The sequence below is a fragment of the Kitasatospora sp. NPDC054768 genome (assembly GCF_053612025.1).
In genome coordinates this window covers 1-17,358 of record NZ_JBSHBN010000185.1, presented here as the reverse complement: position 1 = coordinate 17,358, position 17,358 = coordinate 1, and the positions used below count along the sequence as shown (strand labels likewise).

The window sequence follows — 17,358 nt, the reverse complement described above, 5'->3', positions numbered from 1 at the left end:
CCGGGGCGTCCGGGCCCACACCCCGGCCACCCAGCGCGGCTGACCCCCGCGGGCCCGACCCGCGCGGGGCGGGCCCGGTTCTCCGGTCCCGCCCCTTCCGCTTGAGCGCTCGCCTTCCGTACGCGTACTCGACCGCCGTACGCGTCCGACTGCGCGTCCGACTGCGCGTCCGGCTACCGCACGCGCGTCCGGCTCAGCAGCAGTCCTCGACCACCAGCCCGGCCGGCAGCTGCTCCCCGCCGAAGACCGAGACCGTCGCCGGGTCCCCGCCGAGCGCGGCCACCGCGAGCAGCAGCGCCCCGGCCGTCCAGGTGGTGCGCTCCTCCGGCCAGATCGCGTCGTCCTCGAAGACGTACCCGGTCCAGTACGAGCCGTCCTCGTGCCGCAGGTGCTTCTGGATCCAGCGCAGGATGTCCACCGCGCGGTCGGACTGGCCGATCGCCCAGAGCGCGAGCGCCAGCTCGGCGCTCTCCCCGCCGGTCACCCACGGGCGGTCGCTGACGCAGCGCACGCCGAGGCCGGGGACGACGAAGCGCTCCCAGTCCCGCTCGATCCGGGCCACCGCCGCGTCGCCGCGCAGGCCGGTGCCGAGCACCGGGTAGTACCAGTCCATCGAGTATCGGTCCTTGTCCAGGAACCGCTCGGGGTGGTGGGAGACGGCGTGCCCCAGCCGCCCGGCCGCGAGCTCCCAGTCGGGCTGCGGCTCCTCCAGGTACTCGGCGACGGCCAGGCCGCAGCGCAGCGCGTGGAGGATGCTGGACGAGCCGGTGAGCAGCGCCTCGTCGGTGGCGGTGCCGTCCTCGGAGACCCGCCAGGCGATCGGGCCGCCGGGCAGCCGCAGGCCGACGATGAAGTCCAGGGCGCGCCGGACGACCGGCCAGATCCACTCCAGGAAGGCGTCGTCGCCGGTGCTGAGGTGGTGGTGCCAGACCCCGACCGCGACGTACGCGCAGAAGTTGCTCTCCTTGGCCCGGTCGGTGACCACGCCGTCGGTGTAGGCGGCGTACCAGGAACCGTCCGGGTTCTGGGCGGCGGCGAGCCAGCGGTAGGCGGCCTCGGCGGCGGCGTGCTCGCCGGCCGTGTCGAGGGCCATCGCGGCCTCGGTGTGGTCCCAGGGGTCGAGGTGGTGGCCGGCGAACCACGGTATGGCGCCGTCGGGGCGCTGCTCGGCCAGGATGCTGCGGACGGTGTCGGCGGCCTGCTCGGCGTCGAGCACCCCGTCGAGCAGCAGCACCTCGGGGACGGCGGCGGTCATGCCGTCCTGCCCGGCGCGCGGTTGGGCTTGGAGGCGTACGCGACGAAGCTCTTGCCGATCACCGGGTTGAGCGCCCGCTCGGCGGCCTTGGTGAGGCTGCTGATCACCGGGGTGCCGACGATGTCCCAGACCAGCAGCTGGTGGTACGCCTTCACCGGCAGCGCCTTGTCGTTGTCGACGCCGACCGCGCACTTGATCCACCAGTACGGCGAGTGCAGCGCGTGCGCGTGGTGGGTGCCGTACGGCTCCAGGCCGGCGTCCTTGAGCTTGCCGAGCAGCTCGTCGCCCCGGTAGATCCGGATGTGGCCGCCCTCGACCTCGTGGTACTCGTCGGACAGCGCCCAGCAGATCTTCTCGGGCAGCCAGCGAGGCACGGTGACGGCGAGCAGGCCGCCCGGCTTGAGGACCCGGAACATCTCGTTGAGCACGCCCTTGTCGTCCGGGATGTGCTCCATCACCTCGGAGATGATGATCTTGTCGAAGGACTCGTCCTCGAACGGCAGCGCCAGCGCGTTGCCCTCCATCGCGACCGCCGACGCCCCCTCGGGGGCCTCACCGGCCTGCTCCATCGCCGCGAACCACTTCCTGACCTCGGCGATCTCCCCGGCGTTCTGGTCGAGGGCGATCACGTTGGCGCCGCGGCGGTAGCACTCGAACGCGTGCCGGCCCCCGCCGCAGCCCAGGTCGAGCACCCGGTCGCCAGGGGCGAGCGGGAAGCGCGAGAAATCGACGGTCAGCACTGCTGGACTCCCATTCCTATTGCTGCCAAGCGTTCTTGACGCCTCGTCAGGCCTTCGTTCAGCACGTCGCACTGCGCCGGGCGGGCCCCGACCCGCCGTCACCGACCCGCCGTCACCGGCCGGGCGGCCGACCGGGACGGCGCCGCCGGCCCGTGCGCGTCGACCGGGCCCTAGGCCACGTACCGCCAGCCCGGCCCCGAGCGGGCCCGGGCGCCGGCGCCGGTGGCGATCGCCGCGCGGTAGGCCTCGGCGGTCAGCTCGGCGGCCCGCTCCCAGGTGAACCGGGCCAGCACCCGCCGCCGTCCGGCCGCGCCGAGTCCGGCCCGCAGCTCGGGGTCGTCCAGCAGCCGGCCGAGCGCGGCGGCCAGCACGTCCGCCTCCCCCGGCGGCACCGCCAGGCAGGTCTCCCCGTCCGGCCCGGCCACCTCGGGGATCGCCCCGCCGGTGGTGGCGACCAGCGGGGTGCCGGTGGCCATCGCCTCGGCGGCGGGCAGCGAGAAGCCCTCGTACAGGGAGGGGACGCAGGCCACCTCGGCCGAGCGGTAGAGGTCGACCAGCTCGCGGTCGGTCAGTCCGCTGCGGAACTCGATGTGCCCGGCCAGCCCGAAGCGGCGCACGGCGTCGGCCACCGGCCCGTCCTCCTTCTGCGGCTTGCCGACCACCACCAGGTGGGCGTCCCGCTCGGTGCGCACCTTGGCGAGCGCCTCGACCAGGAAGACCAGGCCCTTCAGCGGGACGTCCGCGCTGGAGGTGGTGACGATCCGGCCGGGGACGCGCCCGATCTCCGCCGAGGGCGACCAGAGCCGGGTGTCGGCGCCGATCGGCACCACCGAGATCGCGTCCGGCGCGGCTCCCAGGTGCTCGGCGATCTCGCGCTGCGAGGTCCCGGAGACGGTGATCACGTGGTCCAGCCGGGCGGCGACCCGGCGCTGCATCCGGGTGAAGGCGTACCAGCGGCGCAGCGAGAGCCGCTTGCCCCGGGTGGTGGCGGCGTCCAGCTCCAGCTGCCGGTCCACGGTGATCGGGTGGTGGATCGTGGTGACCAGCGGGAAGCCGTGCCGGGCCAGGCCGAGCAGGCCGTAGCCGAGGGTCTGGTTGTCGTGGACCACGTCGTAGCGGCCCTTGTGGGCGGCCAGGTACCGGCGGGCGCGCAGCGAGAAGGTGAGCGGCTCGGGGAAGCCGCCGGTGCGCATGGTGGCGAACTCCAGCACGTCCACCGGGCCGCGGAACTCGCCCCGGGCCGGGGTGCGGAAGGGGTCGTCGGCGCGGTAGAGGTCCAGGCTGGGCAGCTCCACCAGGCGCACCGAGCCGGGGCCGTCGACCTCGTCGAGCACCGGGTAGGGCTGGGCGCCGATCACGTCCACGTGGTGGCCGAGCCGTGCCAGCTCGCGGGAGAGGTGTCGTACGTACACGCCCTGACCCCCGCAGAAGGGGTCACCGCGGTACGACAGCAGGGCAATCCGCAGCGGCTGCGCGGTCATCCTGGGCCCTCTTCTCTAGCTGCTATCGGTGCTGCCGGTCGTGCTTCCGGTCGCTAAAGTAGATCAGGTTTCAGTGGCTGGGGAACTCGTCGTCGACCACGTGAACCATGAGAGACCTCGAAGATACCGGCCCGTAGCTTTTCCCCAGGAGCCAGGGCTGGTGATTCCCGCCACGCCGAATCCTGCCGACCATGTGGAGCACGCCGCCACTCTCGCCCGCCCGGGAGCACCCTTGCCGCCACCCCCTCCTTCGACGTTGCCGCCGGTCTCCCCTCCGGGCGAGCCGCCGCTGACCGCGCGCCAGGCCGAACGGCGCCGGCGCATCCTGCGGGCCGCCACCGCACTGGCGGTGCGCGGCGGGTACGAGGCGGTGCAGATGCGGGAGGTCGCGGAGAGCGCGCAGGTCGCCCTCGGCACGCTCTACCGGTACTTCCCGTCCAAGGTGCACCTGCTGGTGGCGGTGATGCTGGAGCAGCTGCAGGGCCTCCACGAGCACATCCGGCGCCACCCGCCGACCGACCTCGAACCGGCGCTGCGGGTCGCCGACACCCTCACCCGGGCCTTCCACGCGCTGCAGCGCGAACCGCTGCTGGCCGAGGCCATGGTCCGGGCACTGTCCTTCGCGGACCGCTCGGTCGGGGCCGAGGTGGACCAGGTCAGCGTGGCCACCGGACAGCTCATCCTGGACGCGATCGGCCAGTCCGGACCGCCCACCGGGAGCCAGCGCGCGGCGGTACGGGTGATCGAGCACACCTGGCACTCGGCGCTGGTCGCCTGGCTCTCCGGCCGCGCCTCGATCGCCGAGGTACGGGCCGACCTGCACACCGCGGCCCGGCTGCTCACCCTGCCGTGAACCGTCCTCCTCCCGCCGCCGACTGGAACCTGTTCCTGCCCGCCCCGGGCCGCTCGTCGTGCTCCGGCGGCTAGAGTCGACAGTCGGCACAACTCGATCCCGCTCCTCCCCCGGGGAAAGCCGGTGCGAATCCGGCGCCGACCCCGCAGCCGTGAGACCGGCGCCGCCCTCGGCCGCCCGGACGAGTCGGAGCACCCGGGGAGGGGCGAGCGGCCCGTCCGGACGCACGCGCCCGGCACCGTCGAGGACTACGGAACGGCCCCGACCGGGCCACCACCGCTCACCGAAAGGCACACCCGCACCATGCTGACCGCCGCCCGCCTGGGCGCCGCCGCCCTGTCCGCCGCGCTGCTCACCGGCGTCGCCGCCGGCCCGGCCCTCGCCGACGTCTCCCCGCCCACGGTCCCGGACGGCCTGTACGGCAAGAGCGACCCGACGTACGACGGCGTCTGGCGGCAGTCCCTCGCGCTCACCGCGCTGGCGGCGGCCAAGGTCACCCCGGCCGACTCCGCGGTCGGCTGGCTCACCGGCCAGCAGTGCGAGGACGGCGGCTGGCCCTCCTACCGGAACGCCGGCACCGCCTGCGACCCCACGTTCGAGGACAGCAACGCCACCGCCGTCGCCGTCCAGGCCCTGGTCGCCCTCGGCGGGCACCAGGAGGCCGTCGACAAGGGCGTCGCCTGGCTCAGGACCAACCAGAACGCCGACGGCAGCTGGGCCTACAACCCGGGCAACCCCGGTGACGCCGACTCCACCGGGCTCGCCGTCAACGCGCTGTTCGCCGCCAAGGCCGACCCGGCGGGCGTCGCCAAGGCCGGCAGGTCCGCCTTCGACGGGCTCGCCCTGTTCCAGCTCGGCTGCGCCGCCCCCGCGGACCAGCGCGGCGCCTTCGCCTACCAGCCCGACCCGGCCGGCGGCACCCTCACCCCGAACGCCCTGGCCAGCGGCCAGGCCGCGCTCGCCGCCGGCGGCGGCCACCTGCCGGTCGCCACCTCGGTGCACGCCGACTCCGCGCCCAAGGCCCTCACCTGCGCCTCCGACGCCGCGGCCGCCTCCGCCCCGGTCCCGCACGCGGACTCCGGCGAGGCCGTCGGCGCCTACCTCACCGCCCAGCTCGCGGCCGGCGGCGACCACCTCACCCTCACCACCCCCGGCGCCGCCCCCACCCCGGACTACACCGCCACCGCCTGGGCCGCCCTCGCCCTCACCCAGAGCGGCCACCCCCAGCAGGCCGCCGGCGCCGTCGACTGGCTCACCAAGGAGGGCGCCACCTGGACCAAGGGCGGCACCGACGCCGGCGCCACCGCCACCCTCCTGCTGGTCGCCCAGGCCGCCCACCGCGACACCGCCGCCCTGACCGGCCAACTCACCGCCCTCGGCCCGACGCCCAAGGCCGCCGAAGCCGCCGCCTCGGCGACGGAGGCCCCGAAGGAGAAGAAGGACGGCGGCATCGGCCAGTACTGGCTCATCGGCGTCGGCCTCCTCGTCGGCATCGGCGGCGGCCTCGTGCTCAGCCTCCAGCGCAAGCGCACCCCCCACCTCTGATGCGCCCCGCACCCCGCCCCGCCCCGGCGGGCGCCGACGTCCGCACCCGCCGGGCCGTCGCCGCGCTGCTCCTGCCCCTCCTCGGGGCGGTGCTGGTGCTCACCTCCGCCGCCCCCGCGCAGGCCGCCGGCTACCGCTACTGGTCGTTCTGGCGCGGCGCCGAGGGCGGAGCCTGGACATACCAGCAGCAGGGGCCCGCCGTCGCGGTACCGCCGGACGGCTCGGTGGACGGGTGGCGGTACGCGCTGAGCCCGGACGGCGGGCAGGACGCCGCGCAGCCCCGGACCGCCGGGAGCTTCGCGGAGATCTGCGCGGACACGCCCGCCCAGGAGGGCCACAAGCGGGTGGCCGTCGTGCTGGACTTCGGGACCGCCGAGGACGCCGGTTCGTCCGCCGCCCCGGTGCCCGGGCAGCGGACCGCCTGCGCCGCCGTCGCGCCCCGCGCCACCTCGGCCGAGGTGCTGGCCGCCGTCGCCCCGCCGCTGCGCTACGACACCAACGGGCTGCTGTGCGCCATCGCCGGGTACCCGCAAGCGGGTTGCGGCGACCGGATCGGCGCGGCGGGCGCGGCCCGGACCGCCGACCAGGGCGGCGGCAGCAGCGGCAGCGGCCCCGACATCGGCCTGATCGCCGGTGGCGCGCTGCTCGCCGTCCTCGCCGGCGGTGCCGTCCGGCAGGCGCGCCGCCGCCGTCACTCCTAGTCCCCCACCCAGGAAACACCGTGAGCAGCACCGCCCGTAGCACCCGGCCGCCCACCGGCCCCCGTCAACTGCACCCCGGGGCCTGGTGGTTGTGGGCGCTCGGGCTGGGCGCGGCGGCCACCCGCACCACCAACCCGGCGATCCTGCTGCTGCTCGCCGCCGTCGCCGGGTACGTGGTCGCGGCCCGGCGCGGCGATGCGCCCTGGTCGCGCTCGTACGGGGCGTTCCTGCGGCTGGGCCTGCTGGTGCTCGGCATCCGGCTGGTGTTCGCCGTGTTCCTCGGCTCGCCGGTCGCCGGCACCCACGTGCTGTTCACCCTGCCCGAACTCCCGCTGCCCGTCTGGGCGCAGGGCGTGCGGATCGGCGGCCGGGTCACCGCCGAGGGGCTGCTCGCCGCACTGTACGACGGGCTGCGGCTGGCCACCCTGCTGATCTGCGTCGGCGCCGCCAACTCCCTGGCCAGCCCGGCCCGCCTGCTGCGCACCCTGCCCGGCGCGCTCTACGAGGCGGGCGTCGCCGTCGTCGTGGCGATGACCTTCGCGCCCAACCTGGTCGCGGACGTCCGCCGACTGCGTGCCGCACGGCGCCTGCGCGGCCGCACCGACAAGGGCGTCGCCGCCGTGCTGAGCGTCGGAATCCCGGTACTGGAGGGCGCGTTGGAGCGGTCCATCGCGCTGGCCGCCGCGATGGACACCCGGGGCTTCGGCCGCACCGCCGACGTCCCGCGCCGGCTCGCCCGGGCGACCGCGGCACTCACCCTGGCCGGGCTGCTCGGGGTCTGCCTGGCCGCGTACGGGCTGCTGACGGCCGGCGGCGCGGGCTGGGCCCTGCCCGTCCTGCTGCTCGGCCTGGCCGCCGCCTTCGCCGGACTGCTGCTCGGCGGCCGACGCTCCGTCAGAAGCCGCTACCGGCCGGACCCGTGGGCCCTTCCGGAATGGCTGACCGCCGGTTCCGGCGCGGCCGTGGCAGCCCTCACCGTCTACCTGGCCGCGCGGGACCCGGCCGCCTTCGCCCCCACCGTCGTCCCACCGACCGTCCCCGCGCTGCCCCTGACCGCCGTGCTGACCGTCCTGCTCGGCCTGGTGCCGGCGTTCGCCGCCCCGACCCCGCCCCGGAGGGCATCGTGATCACCTTCGAGCAGGTCTCCGTCCGGTACGCGGACTCCGCCGCGCCCGCGCTCGGCGGCGTCGACCTCACCGTCCCCGAGGGCGAACTCTGCCTGCTGGTGGGCCCCTCCGGCTCCGGCAAGTCCACCCTGCTGGGGACGGTCAGCGGCCTGGTGCCGCACTTCACCGGCGGGGTGCTGCACGGCCGGGTCACCGTCGGCGGCCGGGACACCCGCGAGCACCGGCCGCGCGAACTCGCCGACCTGGTCGGCACCGTGGGGCAGGACCCGCTGGCACACTTCGTCACCGACACGGTGGAGGACGAACTCGCCTACGGCATGGAGTCCCTGGGCCTGCCGGGCGACGTGATGCGCCGCCGGGTCGAGGAGACCCTCGACCTGCTCGGCCTCGCCGACCTGCGCGACCGCTCGCTGACCACCCTCTCCGGCGGCCAGCAGCAGCGCGTCGCGATCGGCTCGGTGCTCACCGTGCACCCCCGCGTGCTGATCCTGGACGAACCCACCTCGGCACTCGACCCGGGCGCGGCCGAGGAGGTGCTGTCCGTCCTCCAGCGGCTGGTGCACGACCTCGGCACCACCGTGCTGATGGCCGAGCACCGGCTGGAACGCGTCGTCCAGTACGCCGACCAGGTGCTGCTGCTCACCCCCGGCGCCCCGCCCGTCCTCGGCGGGCCCGCCGAGGTGATGGCGCACTCCCCGGTGCATCCGCCGGTGGTCGGCCTCGGCCGGCTCGCGGGCTGGCGGCCGCTGCCGCTCTCGGTCCGCGACGCGCGCCGCAAGGCCGCCCCGCTGCGCGCCGAACTGGACGGCCGGACACCCGCCGCCGTTGGTTCTTCGTCCGGCACCCCCATCGCCGTTGCCGACCGCCTCGCCGTCCGGCGCGGGCCGGTCCCCGCCCTGCGCGGCGTGGACCTCGCGCTCCGCCCCGGCGAGATCACCGCCCTGATGGGCCGCAACGGCGCCGGCAAGTCCACCCTGCTCGGCAGCCTGGTCGGCCTGCACACCCCGGCCTCCGGCAGCGTCGAGGTCGGCGGCCGCACCCCGCACCGCACCCGCCCCGCCGAACTGATCCGCGAGGTCGGCCTCGTCCCGCAGGAACCGCGCGACCTGCTCTACGGCGAGTCGGTCGCCGCCGAGTGCGCCGCGGCCGACACCGACGCGGGCGCCGCCGCCGGCACCTGCCGCGCCCTGGTGGAACGCCTGCTGCCCGGCATCGCCGACGACGCCCACCCGCGCGACCTCTCCGAGGGCCAGCGGCTCACCCTCGCCCTCGCCGTCGTACTCACCGCCCGGCCCCCGCTGCTGCTCCTGGACGAGCCGACCCGCGGCCTCGACTACGCCGCCAAGGCCCGGCTGGTGGAGATCCTGCGCGCCCTCGCCGCCGAGGACCACGCCGTACTCCTCGCCACCCACGACGTCGAACTGGCCGCCGAACTCGCCCACCGCACGGTGATCCTGGCCGAGGGCGAGATCGTCGCGGACGGGCCGACCGCGGAGGTGGTGGTCTCCTCGCCGGCCTTCGCCCCGCAGGTCGCCAAGGTACTGGCGCCCGGGCCGTGGCTCACCGTCGGGCAGGTCGCGGAGGCGCTGGGCGCATGAGCACTCGTCCCGTCCCCCTGGGGCGCCGGTCCGTCACCGCGCTGCTCCTCGTCACGGCCGTCGGCGTGACGGCCTTCGGCTGGCCGCTGCTCGCCTCCACCAAGTCGGCGCTGGTCGGCCACTCCGCGGACGCGCCGTGGCTGTTCGCGCTCCTCCTCCCTCTTCTCCTCGCCGTCGTCATCGCCCAGATCTCCGAAGGCCGCTCGGCGGGCGGCGGGGCGCCCGGGCTGGACGCCAAGTCCGTCGCCCTGCTGGGCGTCCTGGCCGCGGCGGGCGCGGCGCTGCGGCCGCTCGGCGCGGGCACGGCGGGGCTGGAGCCGATGTTCTTCCTGATGGTGCTCTCCGGGCGGGTGCTCGGACCGGGCTTCGGGTTCGTGCTCGGCTCGCTGTCGATGTTCGCCTCCGCACTGCTGACGGGCGGGGTGGGGCCGTGGCTGCCGTTCCAGATGCTGGCGATGGGGTGGGTGTGCCTGGGCGCGGGGCTGCTGCCGGGTGCTTCCTCCCTGCGCGGGCGCCGCGAACTCTGGCTGCTCGCGGGGTACGGCGCCGTCGCGTCCCTGCTGTACGGCACGATCATGAACCTCCAGGGCTGGCCGTACATCGGCGGCCTGGCCGGCTCCATCTCCTTCGTGCCGGGCGACCCGCTGCCCGCCAACCTGGTCCGCTTCGCCGCGTACTGCCTGACCACGTCCCTGGGTTGGGACCTTCCCCGGGCCGCCCTGACCGTCGTCCTGTGCCTCACTCTCGGCACCCCCGTCCTGCGCGCCCTGCGCCGGACCACCCGCCGCGCCGCCTTCGACGCCCCGGTCACCTTCCGGCCGCCGGAGCCCTAACGGCGGCACACCCCGCACACCTGCCCTGCGCTGGCGACGGGCCGCCCGCACATCCCGCCCCGACCGGGGCACTCGTGTTGGCGCGGGCCGCCGCTTTCCTGCCTGGGTGCCGGAACGATCGGCACCTTGGCGATCCGCGCCGCCACGATCGCCCCCACGCTGTGCGTGACCCTGTCCGGCAGCGGCGCCGCGATGATCCCCGCCAGCGCGTCTCGCGTCCACCCGCCCGCGAGCAACCCCTCCACCCGCGCGGCCTGATCACTCAAGGGCTTCCCCGCCAATGCCATCCGGGGCTCCCGGCGACCGAGTTCGAGCAGCAGCGCCATGCCGGCCGTCAACTTCTCGGGAGGACGGACGGAAGGCTCTTCCACGTCCTTGGCCTTCAGTTCCTTGGAAGGGCTTCCCGCCTCCCCGCCGCCTGGCTTGCCTGGAGCTGGGGCACCGGCGGCCGGGGCCACGGGAAGCGGCGGCACGGTGTGCACCGCCTTGCCCGTCACCGGCACCTCGTAAACGGAAACGACCGTCCGCACCTGCCCGGTCAGCGGGTCCCGCAACGTACGACGCACGTAGTGCCCCGCCGCCTCCAACTCCCTGAGCGCTCGGGCGACGGTCGTGCGCCCCTCCACACTCTTGGCGGCGAGGGTACGGATGTCCTCCCGTGCCCCGTCCGGCAGGCTGAGCAGGTAGCTCAGCAGCCCGCGCGCGGCCCAACTCAGCGAGTGCTTACGGACGACGTGGCCGTTGTCGAGGATCGTGTACCCGGGGGCATGCTGTGGGATACGGTGAATCTGCATCTTGGAGTCTTCTTCTCCTGGTGCCATACCCCGGGGTGTTGGCGCACCGCCGGGGTTACCTATGTGCTCACGCACCGAGCACCCTCCCGAGCACCCGGCACCGCAATATTCACCGTAATTCGGTAACGCCTCATCAAACTCCATCTCACATCACCTATTCGGGCGGAGCGTGCGCGCACAACCCAGCGCGCCCCGGGGTCGCGAGCCCGGGGCGCGCTTCACCGCACCTCGTCAACCGACCACGTGGTCCGGGTCGTCCAGCCACGCCCGGTGCTCGCCGGCGACGGTGACGGTCAGGCCGAACCGGTCGAGGCCAGGCTCGCCCTGGCGCTGCCACCAGGCGTGGGCGGCGGTCACCTCGTCCCACAGGTCGCGGGGGCCGGACTGCGAGACGGCGTGCCTGCCATCCCAGTCGGCGAGGCGGCAGTGGGCGTACGAGACCCCATCCCAGGCCTCGAACCGGCCGGTGCCGAGCCGGTCGTAACCAGCCGAGACCTCCTGCCGGAACAGGCCAGGCAGCCGCAGCCCGATCGCGAAGGCGGCGTCGGTGTGCTCGGCCACGGCGGCGGGGTCGAGTCCGGACGGGCCGTGCCGGACGTCCTCGATCTCGAACTCGCCGCTGCCGGGGCGTTGGCCCCTCACCCACATGAAGGCGACGTCCTCGACGAACGGCCCGCTCGCAGACCGGCCGTCCTCGGCGACGGTGAGCTTCAGCAGCCCGCCGTTGCAGAACGCCGTGCCGTACGGGACGACGATCACGCCGCCGGGCACCGTCTGCTCGATCAGCGCCGCAGGGAGGCGCTGCACGGCGGCGGTGACGTGGACCCGGTCGTACGGCGCGCCCGCCGGATGGCCGAGCATGCCATCGCCGACAACGGCCTTGACTGGAAGTTGATTTGATGCCAGACGGTGCTGCGCGGCGACGGACAGTTCGGCGTCCAGCTCGACGGTGGTGACGTTCGCCGCCCCGAGCCGGCGGGCCAACAGCGCGGCCGTCCAGCCCGTGCCGGTGCCGATGTCCAACACCCGCACGCCGTCCGCCACCTGGAGATGCCGGAGCATCCGGGCCACGACGGTGGGCATCGAGCCGGCCGAGGAGGGCGTGCTGCCGTCCTCGTCCAGCCGGGTGACGAGCGGGATGTCCGAGGCGACCAGTTCGCGCCACTCGACTGGGCGTTCCGTCCGGTCGATCCACTCACCCCCGTGGTGGATCCGGTCCGGGACGAACAGCCGGCGAGGCACGGCCCGGAACGCCGGCTCCCAGTCGACCGACAGCGCCCCGGACTCCCGGAGCGCGTCGGCGAGCGCCTTCCATTGCACGCGACCGTCCCCCTCAAGGCTTCGACGGCTTGGGCAGGTTGGTGGGCGGCGCATCCCGTTTGCCGTCCTGCGCCGCCGTGTCCGGCTTCCCGGAGTGGCTGCCACCCTTGCCTCCGCCCGCCGCACCGGGCCCGTCGCTGCCGGGCCCTCCGCCGTGCTTGCCCATCTTCCGTTCCTCTCGACGTGCTGGAAATCGTGATCGCCGGCCTACCGGTCCGGCGGGCGGGGGGTACGCGGGCCCACCGGCCTCGGCGGGGACGGTTTCGGCTCCTGGCAAGGCATGGCAGTACTCCTTCCGGGAGGAGAGGCGGACGAGTTGGGCCGCCTGCCCGGCAGCGCCGCCGGGCTGGCGGCCGGAAGGACCTGGTGGCCGAAGCCCGATGACCGCGGCGCGACGTTTCACGGACAGACGCTTCCGCTTGTGCCAGAACTCTGTCGGCGTGAGTCGAGTACAGCTCAAGTCGCGGTCGCCGACCAGGCATTGTCCGTAGTCCCGGGGTTGTCCCGCCCTTGCCGACAGTAAGCTCCCAGGTCACTGTCGATGATGGGATTGGCCCCGTGGACGACCCGATCCGGCACCCCCTCGCCTACGCACGTGAGCTGCGCGGCTGGTCACAGAGCGACCTCGTCACGGAGCTGAACAAAGCCGCCCGCCGCCACGGACTCCTCTCCGGTGCCGACAAGACGGCCATCAGCCGGTGGGAGCACTGGCGCAAGACGCCGAACGTCGACTCCCAACTCCTCATCGCCGAAGCCTTCGACGTCGCGCTCTCGGACCTGGAGGCGTACGGCTGGCCCTACTGGCTGCCCGGACGCGACGAACCGCTGCCGCTGGGAGCCGCTCACACCGTTCACGCACTCCACGACGCACAGAGGGCCGCCATGGACCGCCGCACCTTCATGACCTTCAGCGCGATCTCGCTGGGCGGCCTGGCCGCCCAGTGGGCCGCCGCCGAGCCCGCCGAGCCCGAACGCCTCGCCTCGGCCCTGAGCGGCAAGCGCGTGGACGGCGCACTCGTGGACTGGCTGGAGGGCACCGGCAGGACGCTGACGGCCATGCCCACCGAACAGCGTCAGCACACCGCCCGGCTGGTGGACGCCCACCTGACCACCGTCACGGACCTGATCAGGGACGGCCGCTACGACGAGGGGACCGGTCGCCGCCTCCACCGGCTGACCGCCTCGCTCGCCACCACCAGCGGCTGGCACCGCTTCGACCAGGGCCGGCACTGGGCGGCCGGAAAGCTCTGGGAGGCCGCTCTGCAGTCCGCGAACGCCGCCGGCGACCGTGACCACGGCGCCGGCGTGCTGTCCGACTTCGCCTACCAGGCCAACTGGCTCGGCGAGGCGAAGGTCTCCGTCGACCAGCTCGGACACGCCCTGTCCGGCGTCTCGCACCCGACCGCCCGATCCCTGCTCCTCCTCCGCCGCGCCAGGGCCCACGCGGCGCTCGGCGACCGTTCCGCCTGTTATCGGGACCTGTCCGACGCCGGATCCGCCCTCGCGGTCGAAGCCGCCGACCCCGCACCCGGGTGGTGCGCCTGGATGAGCCCCGCCGACCTGGCCGTGGACTCCGGCCGGTGCCTCCTCGACCTCGGCCGGACGGACGAGGCCCATGCCCTGATCGCGGAGGGGACGGCGCTGCTGCCCCGCGCCAGGGACAAGACCCGCGGCATCTTCCTGACCTACCAGGCCCGGGGCCACCTGAAGGCCAAGGAGATCGAGCAGGCGCTGTCCGTCACCGGTGAGTCGCTCGACCTGGCCGCCCGCATCGGCGCATCCCGCTGCGTCACCCTGGTCCGCGAACTCGCACCGGCCTTCAGGCCGTACCGCCGGGTCGACGGCGTCCCGGAGTTCCTGGAACGCCTGCGGGCCACATGAACCGATCCGGCGGCACGGCTCGCGATGCCGGACTGGCGGGGCTTGATCGTCCTGATCGGCCGCACAGCCCTGACTTCCTTCGTCAGGAGGCGTGTTGAACGAGATCATCCTCATGTCCGACCCGAAGGTCGCCGCAGTTCCCGTCCAGGACTGCGGCGAGCGGCTGTCGGACGTACGGAGCGGCGGCGGGCCCACGCCGACAACATCACTGCGCGTGCCCGCGCCAACCGGCAACTGCTCAGCGGCGTCCTGACCGGCGCCGGACTCGTCAACTACCCCACCGAGTGGTGGCATTGGTCGTACGGGGACCGCTACTGGGCACTGGCCACCGGCGCGCCGTGCGCGAGACCGCCGAGGAGACCGGCCTCCACGTCGCCGCCGCCCGGCTGCTCGGCGAGCGGGAACATCCGCAGAGCGGGCGGCGGATGGCGTACACGGCCTGCGAGGTGGTCGGCGGCACCGCCATGGTGAGGGACTCCGACGAACTGGACCGGGTGGTCTGGGTGTCCCGCGCCGAGCTGGCCGAGTACGTACCGCTCCCGCTGTTCCCGCCGGTGCGGGAGTACCTGGACGGCACGCTCGCCGGGTAGGGCACACGCGGCGGCGGCTCCCCTCGCAGCGGCGCGCCGGCGGTGGCCCGGAACTCCTCGCCGGTGGAAGGACGTTCGGCCGGGAGACCCCTCGTCCCCCGCCCCGGAAGGAATCGCGTGACACCCACGCACGGAGCCCCGTCCGACCACGCCGCACCGCGAGCACGCCGGTGGGGACGGGACCCCGTCACCGACGAGACGGTCGCCCGGCTCCGGGTCCAGGCCCGCACCGACCCCGCCTCGGGCCTGCCCGCGCTGGCCGAGGCGCTGCGGGGCCGGGCCTACGGCCGGCCCAGGCCCCGGCCCGAGGACGCCGTCCCGTTCCTGGAGGAGTCCGCCGGCATCTACCGCGCCCTGGTCGCCGACGGCGGCACCGAACACCTGGCCGCTGCCGCCCGCGCGCTGTCCTCCCTCGCCCTGCACCACTCCCGAGCGCACGCCGACGGCCCCGCCCTCGCCGCCCGGCAGGAGGCGGCCGACCTGGCCTCGCGCGCCGAAGCGGCCCGGCCGGTGGAGGGCCTCGGCCAGGCCGCCGTCCTGCACGCCGACCTCGCCCACGGCCTCGCCGAGGAGGGACGGTTCGACGAGGCCGTGGACGCCGCCCGCGCGGTGGCCGACCGCTCCCGGGCGGTGACCGAAGCCGGCGGGAGCGACCTGACGTGGCGACTGCTCGACCTCACCGCGCTGCTCCGCCTCGCGGACCGCACCGAGGAGGCCGTGGCCATCGAACACGAGGCCCTCGCCTGGCTGCGCGAGGGCCGCACGGAACCGGCCCGCAGTCCCGTCCCGGCCCTACGGGCGGCCGGCGCCGCCCTGTGGTTCGCCGATCTGGGCCGCACCGAACAGTCGCACCGGCTGCTCGCGGATGCCGCCCGCTCCTGCGAGCGCCTGCCCGCCCGCGGCGACGCCGGCGACTTCGGCTTCAACGAGGGCCTGCGGAGCGCCTTGTTCGCCCGCTCCGGCGTACGGGACGAACAGGCCGCGGCCGACGCCCCGGACCCGCTCGCGCTCGGCGTCGACCCGGGACGGCGCCTCCAACCGGTGCTGGGCCTGGACCTCCACCACTGGTCCTTCAGCCTGCGCGCGTCCTTCGAGGACGGACTGGTCGCCCTCGCGCGGGCCGTCGAGGCCATCACGGGCAAGCCCGAGCCCACCGACCGCCTGCCCGACGAGGAGGGCCCGTCCGAGCACGCCGACGGCCCACTGCCCCTGCCGGAGGACCGCGACCTGCTCGCCACCCTCGGCACCCTCACCCGGCGGCTCGACCTGCGCCGGGCGGTCCGTGGAGACCATCCCAGCTCCTACGCCCACCTCACGCTCCCCCGGCTGCGGCGGAGCGTCCGGATCGAACGCCGCCTCCACACGACCGGCCCCGCCCACGACACCCGGCGCCTGGTCAGGGCGCTCACCGACCTGGCCATGGCCCAACTCGTCCACGGCGACCACGCCGGGGCGACCGGCACCCTGCACGAGGCCCACGCCCTCGCCGTACGGACGGAGAACCCGACCGGGCGCTGACCTCCGGTGGCGGCAGGCGTATTGCCCACCCGGAGCAGGTGGGCGTACCGGCCGTCCCGGGCCAGCAGTTCGGAGTGGGCGCCGCGTTCGTGGTCCGCCCGGGTTGGACGGGCCTCCGAAACCGGCCGGAATCCCCATCCGCCCCGTACACCCCCTACCCTGTCCCGCAGCACGGACACGGGTACGGACCTTCGGGGGAACCGGGGAAACCAGTGGAACTACGTCAGTTGCGCGTCTTCGAAGCCGTCGTCACCCACCGCACCGTCACCGGCGCGGCCGTGGCACTCGGACTCGCCCCGGCCTCCGTCTCCGAACAGGTCCGCACCCTCGAACACAGCCTCGGCACCGACCTGTTCGACCGGGCCCGGCACGACCTGACCCTCACCTCGGCCGGGGAACGACTACTGCCCTGGTCCCGCCGACTCCTCGACCAGGCCGAACAGGCCCGCCGCGAGGTCGTCGTGACCCGGACCCGCCTGCGCCTCGGCGTCCTGGCGGCCGTCGCCGCCACCCACCTCCCGACCGTCCTGGCCCGCCTCACCGACCGCCGCCCCGACCTGGACATATCCCTCCACACCCATGGCACCCGGGACGTCCTGCTCGACGGCGTCGCCGCCGGAGCCCTGGAAGCGGCGCTCATCCTCGACGCCCCCGGCCCGCTCGGCGCCCTCGGCTTCCCCCTGCCACCCGCCCTGCTCGACCACCTCGACCTCCAGGCCGTCCCCCTCGCCCTGGTCGCCGCCCCCACCCACCCGCTCGCCCGCGCCTCCACCCTCACCCCCGAGAACCTCCGCGGCCACCGCCTCCTCGTCGACACCCCCGCCTGCTCCTACCACCTCGCCGGTGAACGCCTCCTCGGCCACCACGTCCAACGCCTCCGCACCGGCGCCGTCCCCACCACCCGCGCCTGTGCCGAACAGGGCCTCGGCATCGCCCTCCTCCCCACCCACGCCGTCCACGACCACCTCACCGCCGGCACCCTCACCCGCCTCCCCCTCGACCCCCCACCCCTCCACCTCCGCCTCCTCTGGCGCGCCGACCACGCCCCCCTCCCCGCCCTGCGCCCCCTCCTCCGCACCACCCCGGCCTGAACTCCCCCGGGCCCCTCGAACAGCAGCGCGC

Annotated in this window: 16 protein-coding genes and 1 pseudogene; 12 read left to right on the top strand and 5 right to left on the bottom strand. The window is 74.9% G+C overall.

Going from position 1 to position 17,358, the window contains the following annotated elements:
• Positions 1–193: 193 nt before the first annotated feature.
• From ACWGKU_RS35595 to ACWGKU_RS35585, 3 genes are all read right to left on the bottom strand, one after another.
• On the bottom strand, positions 194–1,255 hold the full coding sequence (locus ACWGKU_RS35595; RefSeq protein ID WP_380352536.1) for a prenyltransferase/squalene oxidase repeat-containing protein: 1,062 nt from the start codon (positions 1,253–1,255) through the stop codon (positions 194–196).
• A complete protein-coding gene (locus tag ACWGKU_RS35590) occupies positions 1,252–1,995 on the bottom strand; it encodes a class I SAM-dependent methyltransferase (protein ID WP_401049646.1) in 744 nt (247 codons plus the stop codon). The genes ACWGKU_RS35595 and ACWGKU_RS35590 overlap by 4 nt, the downstream gene beginning before the upstream one ends.
• A 170-nt stretch (positions 1,996–2,165) precedes the next feature.
• On the bottom strand, positions 2,166–3,476 hold the full coding sequence (locus ACWGKU_RS35585) for a glycosyltransferase family 4 protein (protein ID WP_452178919.1): 1,311 nt from the start codon (positions 3,474–3,476) through the stop codon (positions 2,166–2,168).
• Positions 3,477–3,732: 256 nt separating this feature from the next.
• Between ACWGKU_RS35585 and ACWGKU_RS35580 the strand changes: the two genes are divergently transcribed.
• The 6 genes from ACWGKU_RS35580 (at position 3,733) to ACWGKU_RS35555 (ending at position 10,133) form a co-directional block, all read left to right on the top strand.
• Entirely contained in the window at positions 3,733–4,329 is a 597-nt protein-coding gene (locus ACWGKU_RS35580) for a TetR family transcriptional regulator (protein ID WP_359896874.1), read from the top strand.
• 123 nt (positions 4,330–4,452) lie between these two features.
• On the top strand, positions 4,453–5,874 hold the full coding sequence (locus tag ACWGKU_RS35575) for a prenyltransferase/squalene oxidase repeat-containing protein (protein ID WP_452178918.1): 1,422 nt from the start codon (positions 4,453–4,455) through the stop codon (positions 5,872–5,874).
• On the top strand, positions 5,874–6,575 hold the full coding sequence (locus ACWGKU_RS35570; protein WP_452178917.1) for an SCO2322 family protein: 702 nt from the start codon (positions 5,874–5,876) through the stop codon (positions 6,573–6,575). The genes ACWGKU_RS35575 and ACWGKU_RS35570 overlap by 1 nt, the downstream gene beginning before the upstream one ends.
• Before the next feature lie 20 nt (positions 6,576–6,595).
• On the top strand, positions 6,596–7,702 hold the full coding sequence (locus tag ACWGKU_RS35565) for a CbiQ family ECF transporter T component (protein ID WP_452178916.1): 1,107 nt from the start codon (positions 6,596–6,598) through the stop codon (positions 7,700–7,702).
• Positions 7,699–9,300 carry an ABC transporter ATP-binding protein gene (locus ACWGKU_RS35560; protein ID WP_452178915.1) on the top strand — a complete coding sequence of 534 codons (1,602 nt, stop codon included), beginning with the start codon at positions 7,699–7,701 and terminating at the stop codon, positions 9,298–9,300. Before ACWGKU_RS35565 ends, ACWGKU_RS35560 begins: the two co-directional genes overlap by 4 nt.
• Positions 9,297–10,133 carry an ECF transporter S component gene (locus ACWGKU_RS35555; RefSeq protein ID WP_401047389.1) on the top strand — a complete coding sequence of 279 codons (837 nt, stop codon included), beginning with the start codon at positions 9,297–9,299 and terminating at the stop codon, positions 10,131–10,133. The genes ACWGKU_RS35560 and ACWGKU_RS35555 overlap by 4 nt, the downstream gene beginning before the upstream one ends.
• Here the strand turns inward: ACWGKU_RS35555 and ACWGKU_RS35550 are convergent.
• Complete coding sequence (locus ACWGKU_RS35550; RefSeq protein ID WP_452178914.1) at positions 10,130–10,927, bottom strand: helix-turn-helix domain-containing protein; 798 nt, start codon at positions 10,925–10,927, stop codon at positions 10,130–10,132. The two genes, ACWGKU_RS35555 and ACWGKU_RS35550, sit on opposite strands and share 4 nt — an antisense overlap.
• 231 nt (positions 10,928–11,158) lie before the next feature.
• On the bottom strand, positions 11,159–12,247 hold the full coding sequence (locus ACWGKU_RS35545; RefSeq protein WP_452178913.1) for a methyltransferase domain-containing protein: 1,089 nt from the start codon (positions 12,245–12,247) through the stop codon (positions 11,159–11,161).
• A gap of 558 nt (positions 12,248–12,805) precedes the next feature.
• Here ACWGKU_RS35545 and ACWGKU_RS35540 point away from each other — a divergent pair.
• The 6 genes and pseudogenes from ACWGKU_RS35540 (at position 12,806) to ACWGKU_RS35515 (ending at position 17,327) form a co-directional block, all read left to right on the top strand.
• On the top strand, positions 12,806–14,128 hold the full coding sequence (locus ACWGKU_RS35540) for an XRE family transcriptional regulator (protein WP_452178912.1): 1,323 nt from the start codon (positions 12,806–12,808) through the stop codon (positions 14,126–14,128).
• 94 nt (positions 14,129–14,222) lie between these two features.
• Positions 14,223–14,381, top strand: coding sequence for a hypothetical protein (locus ACWGKU_RS35535; RefSeq protein WP_452178911.1), 159 nt, complete (start codon positions 14,223–14,225; stop codon positions 14,379–14,381).
• Positions 14,324–14,473 (top strand): annotated as a pseudogene (locus tag ACWGKU_RS35530) (M15 family metallopeptidase); the annotation flags it as partial. The gene ACWGKU_RS35535 and the pseudogene ACWGKU_RS35530, both read left to right, overlap by 58 nt.
• Positions 14,413–14,718 carry an NUDIX hydrolase gene (locus tag ACWGKU_RS35525; protein ID WP_452178910.1) on the top strand — a complete coding sequence of 102 codons (306 nt, stop codon included), beginning with the start codon at positions 14,413–14,415 and terminating at the stop codon, positions 14,716–14,718. The pseudogene ACWGKU_RS35530 and the gene ACWGKU_RS35525, both read left to right, overlap by 61 nt.
• A 117-nt stretch (positions 14,719–14,835) precedes the next feature.
• Positions 14,836–16,236 carry a hypothetical protein gene (locus ACWGKU_RS35520; RefSeq protein WP_452178909.1) on the top strand — a complete coding sequence of 467 codons (1,401 nt, stop codon included), beginning with the start codon at positions 14,836–14,838 and terminating at the stop codon, positions 16,234–16,236.
• A 227-nt stretch (positions 16,237–16,463) separates the two neighbouring features.
• Entirely contained in the window at positions 16,464–17,327 is an 864-nt protein-coding gene (locus ACWGKU_RS35515; protein WP_452178908.1) for a LysR family transcriptional regulator, read from the top strand.
• Positions 17,328–17,358 lie beyond the last annotated feature (31 nt).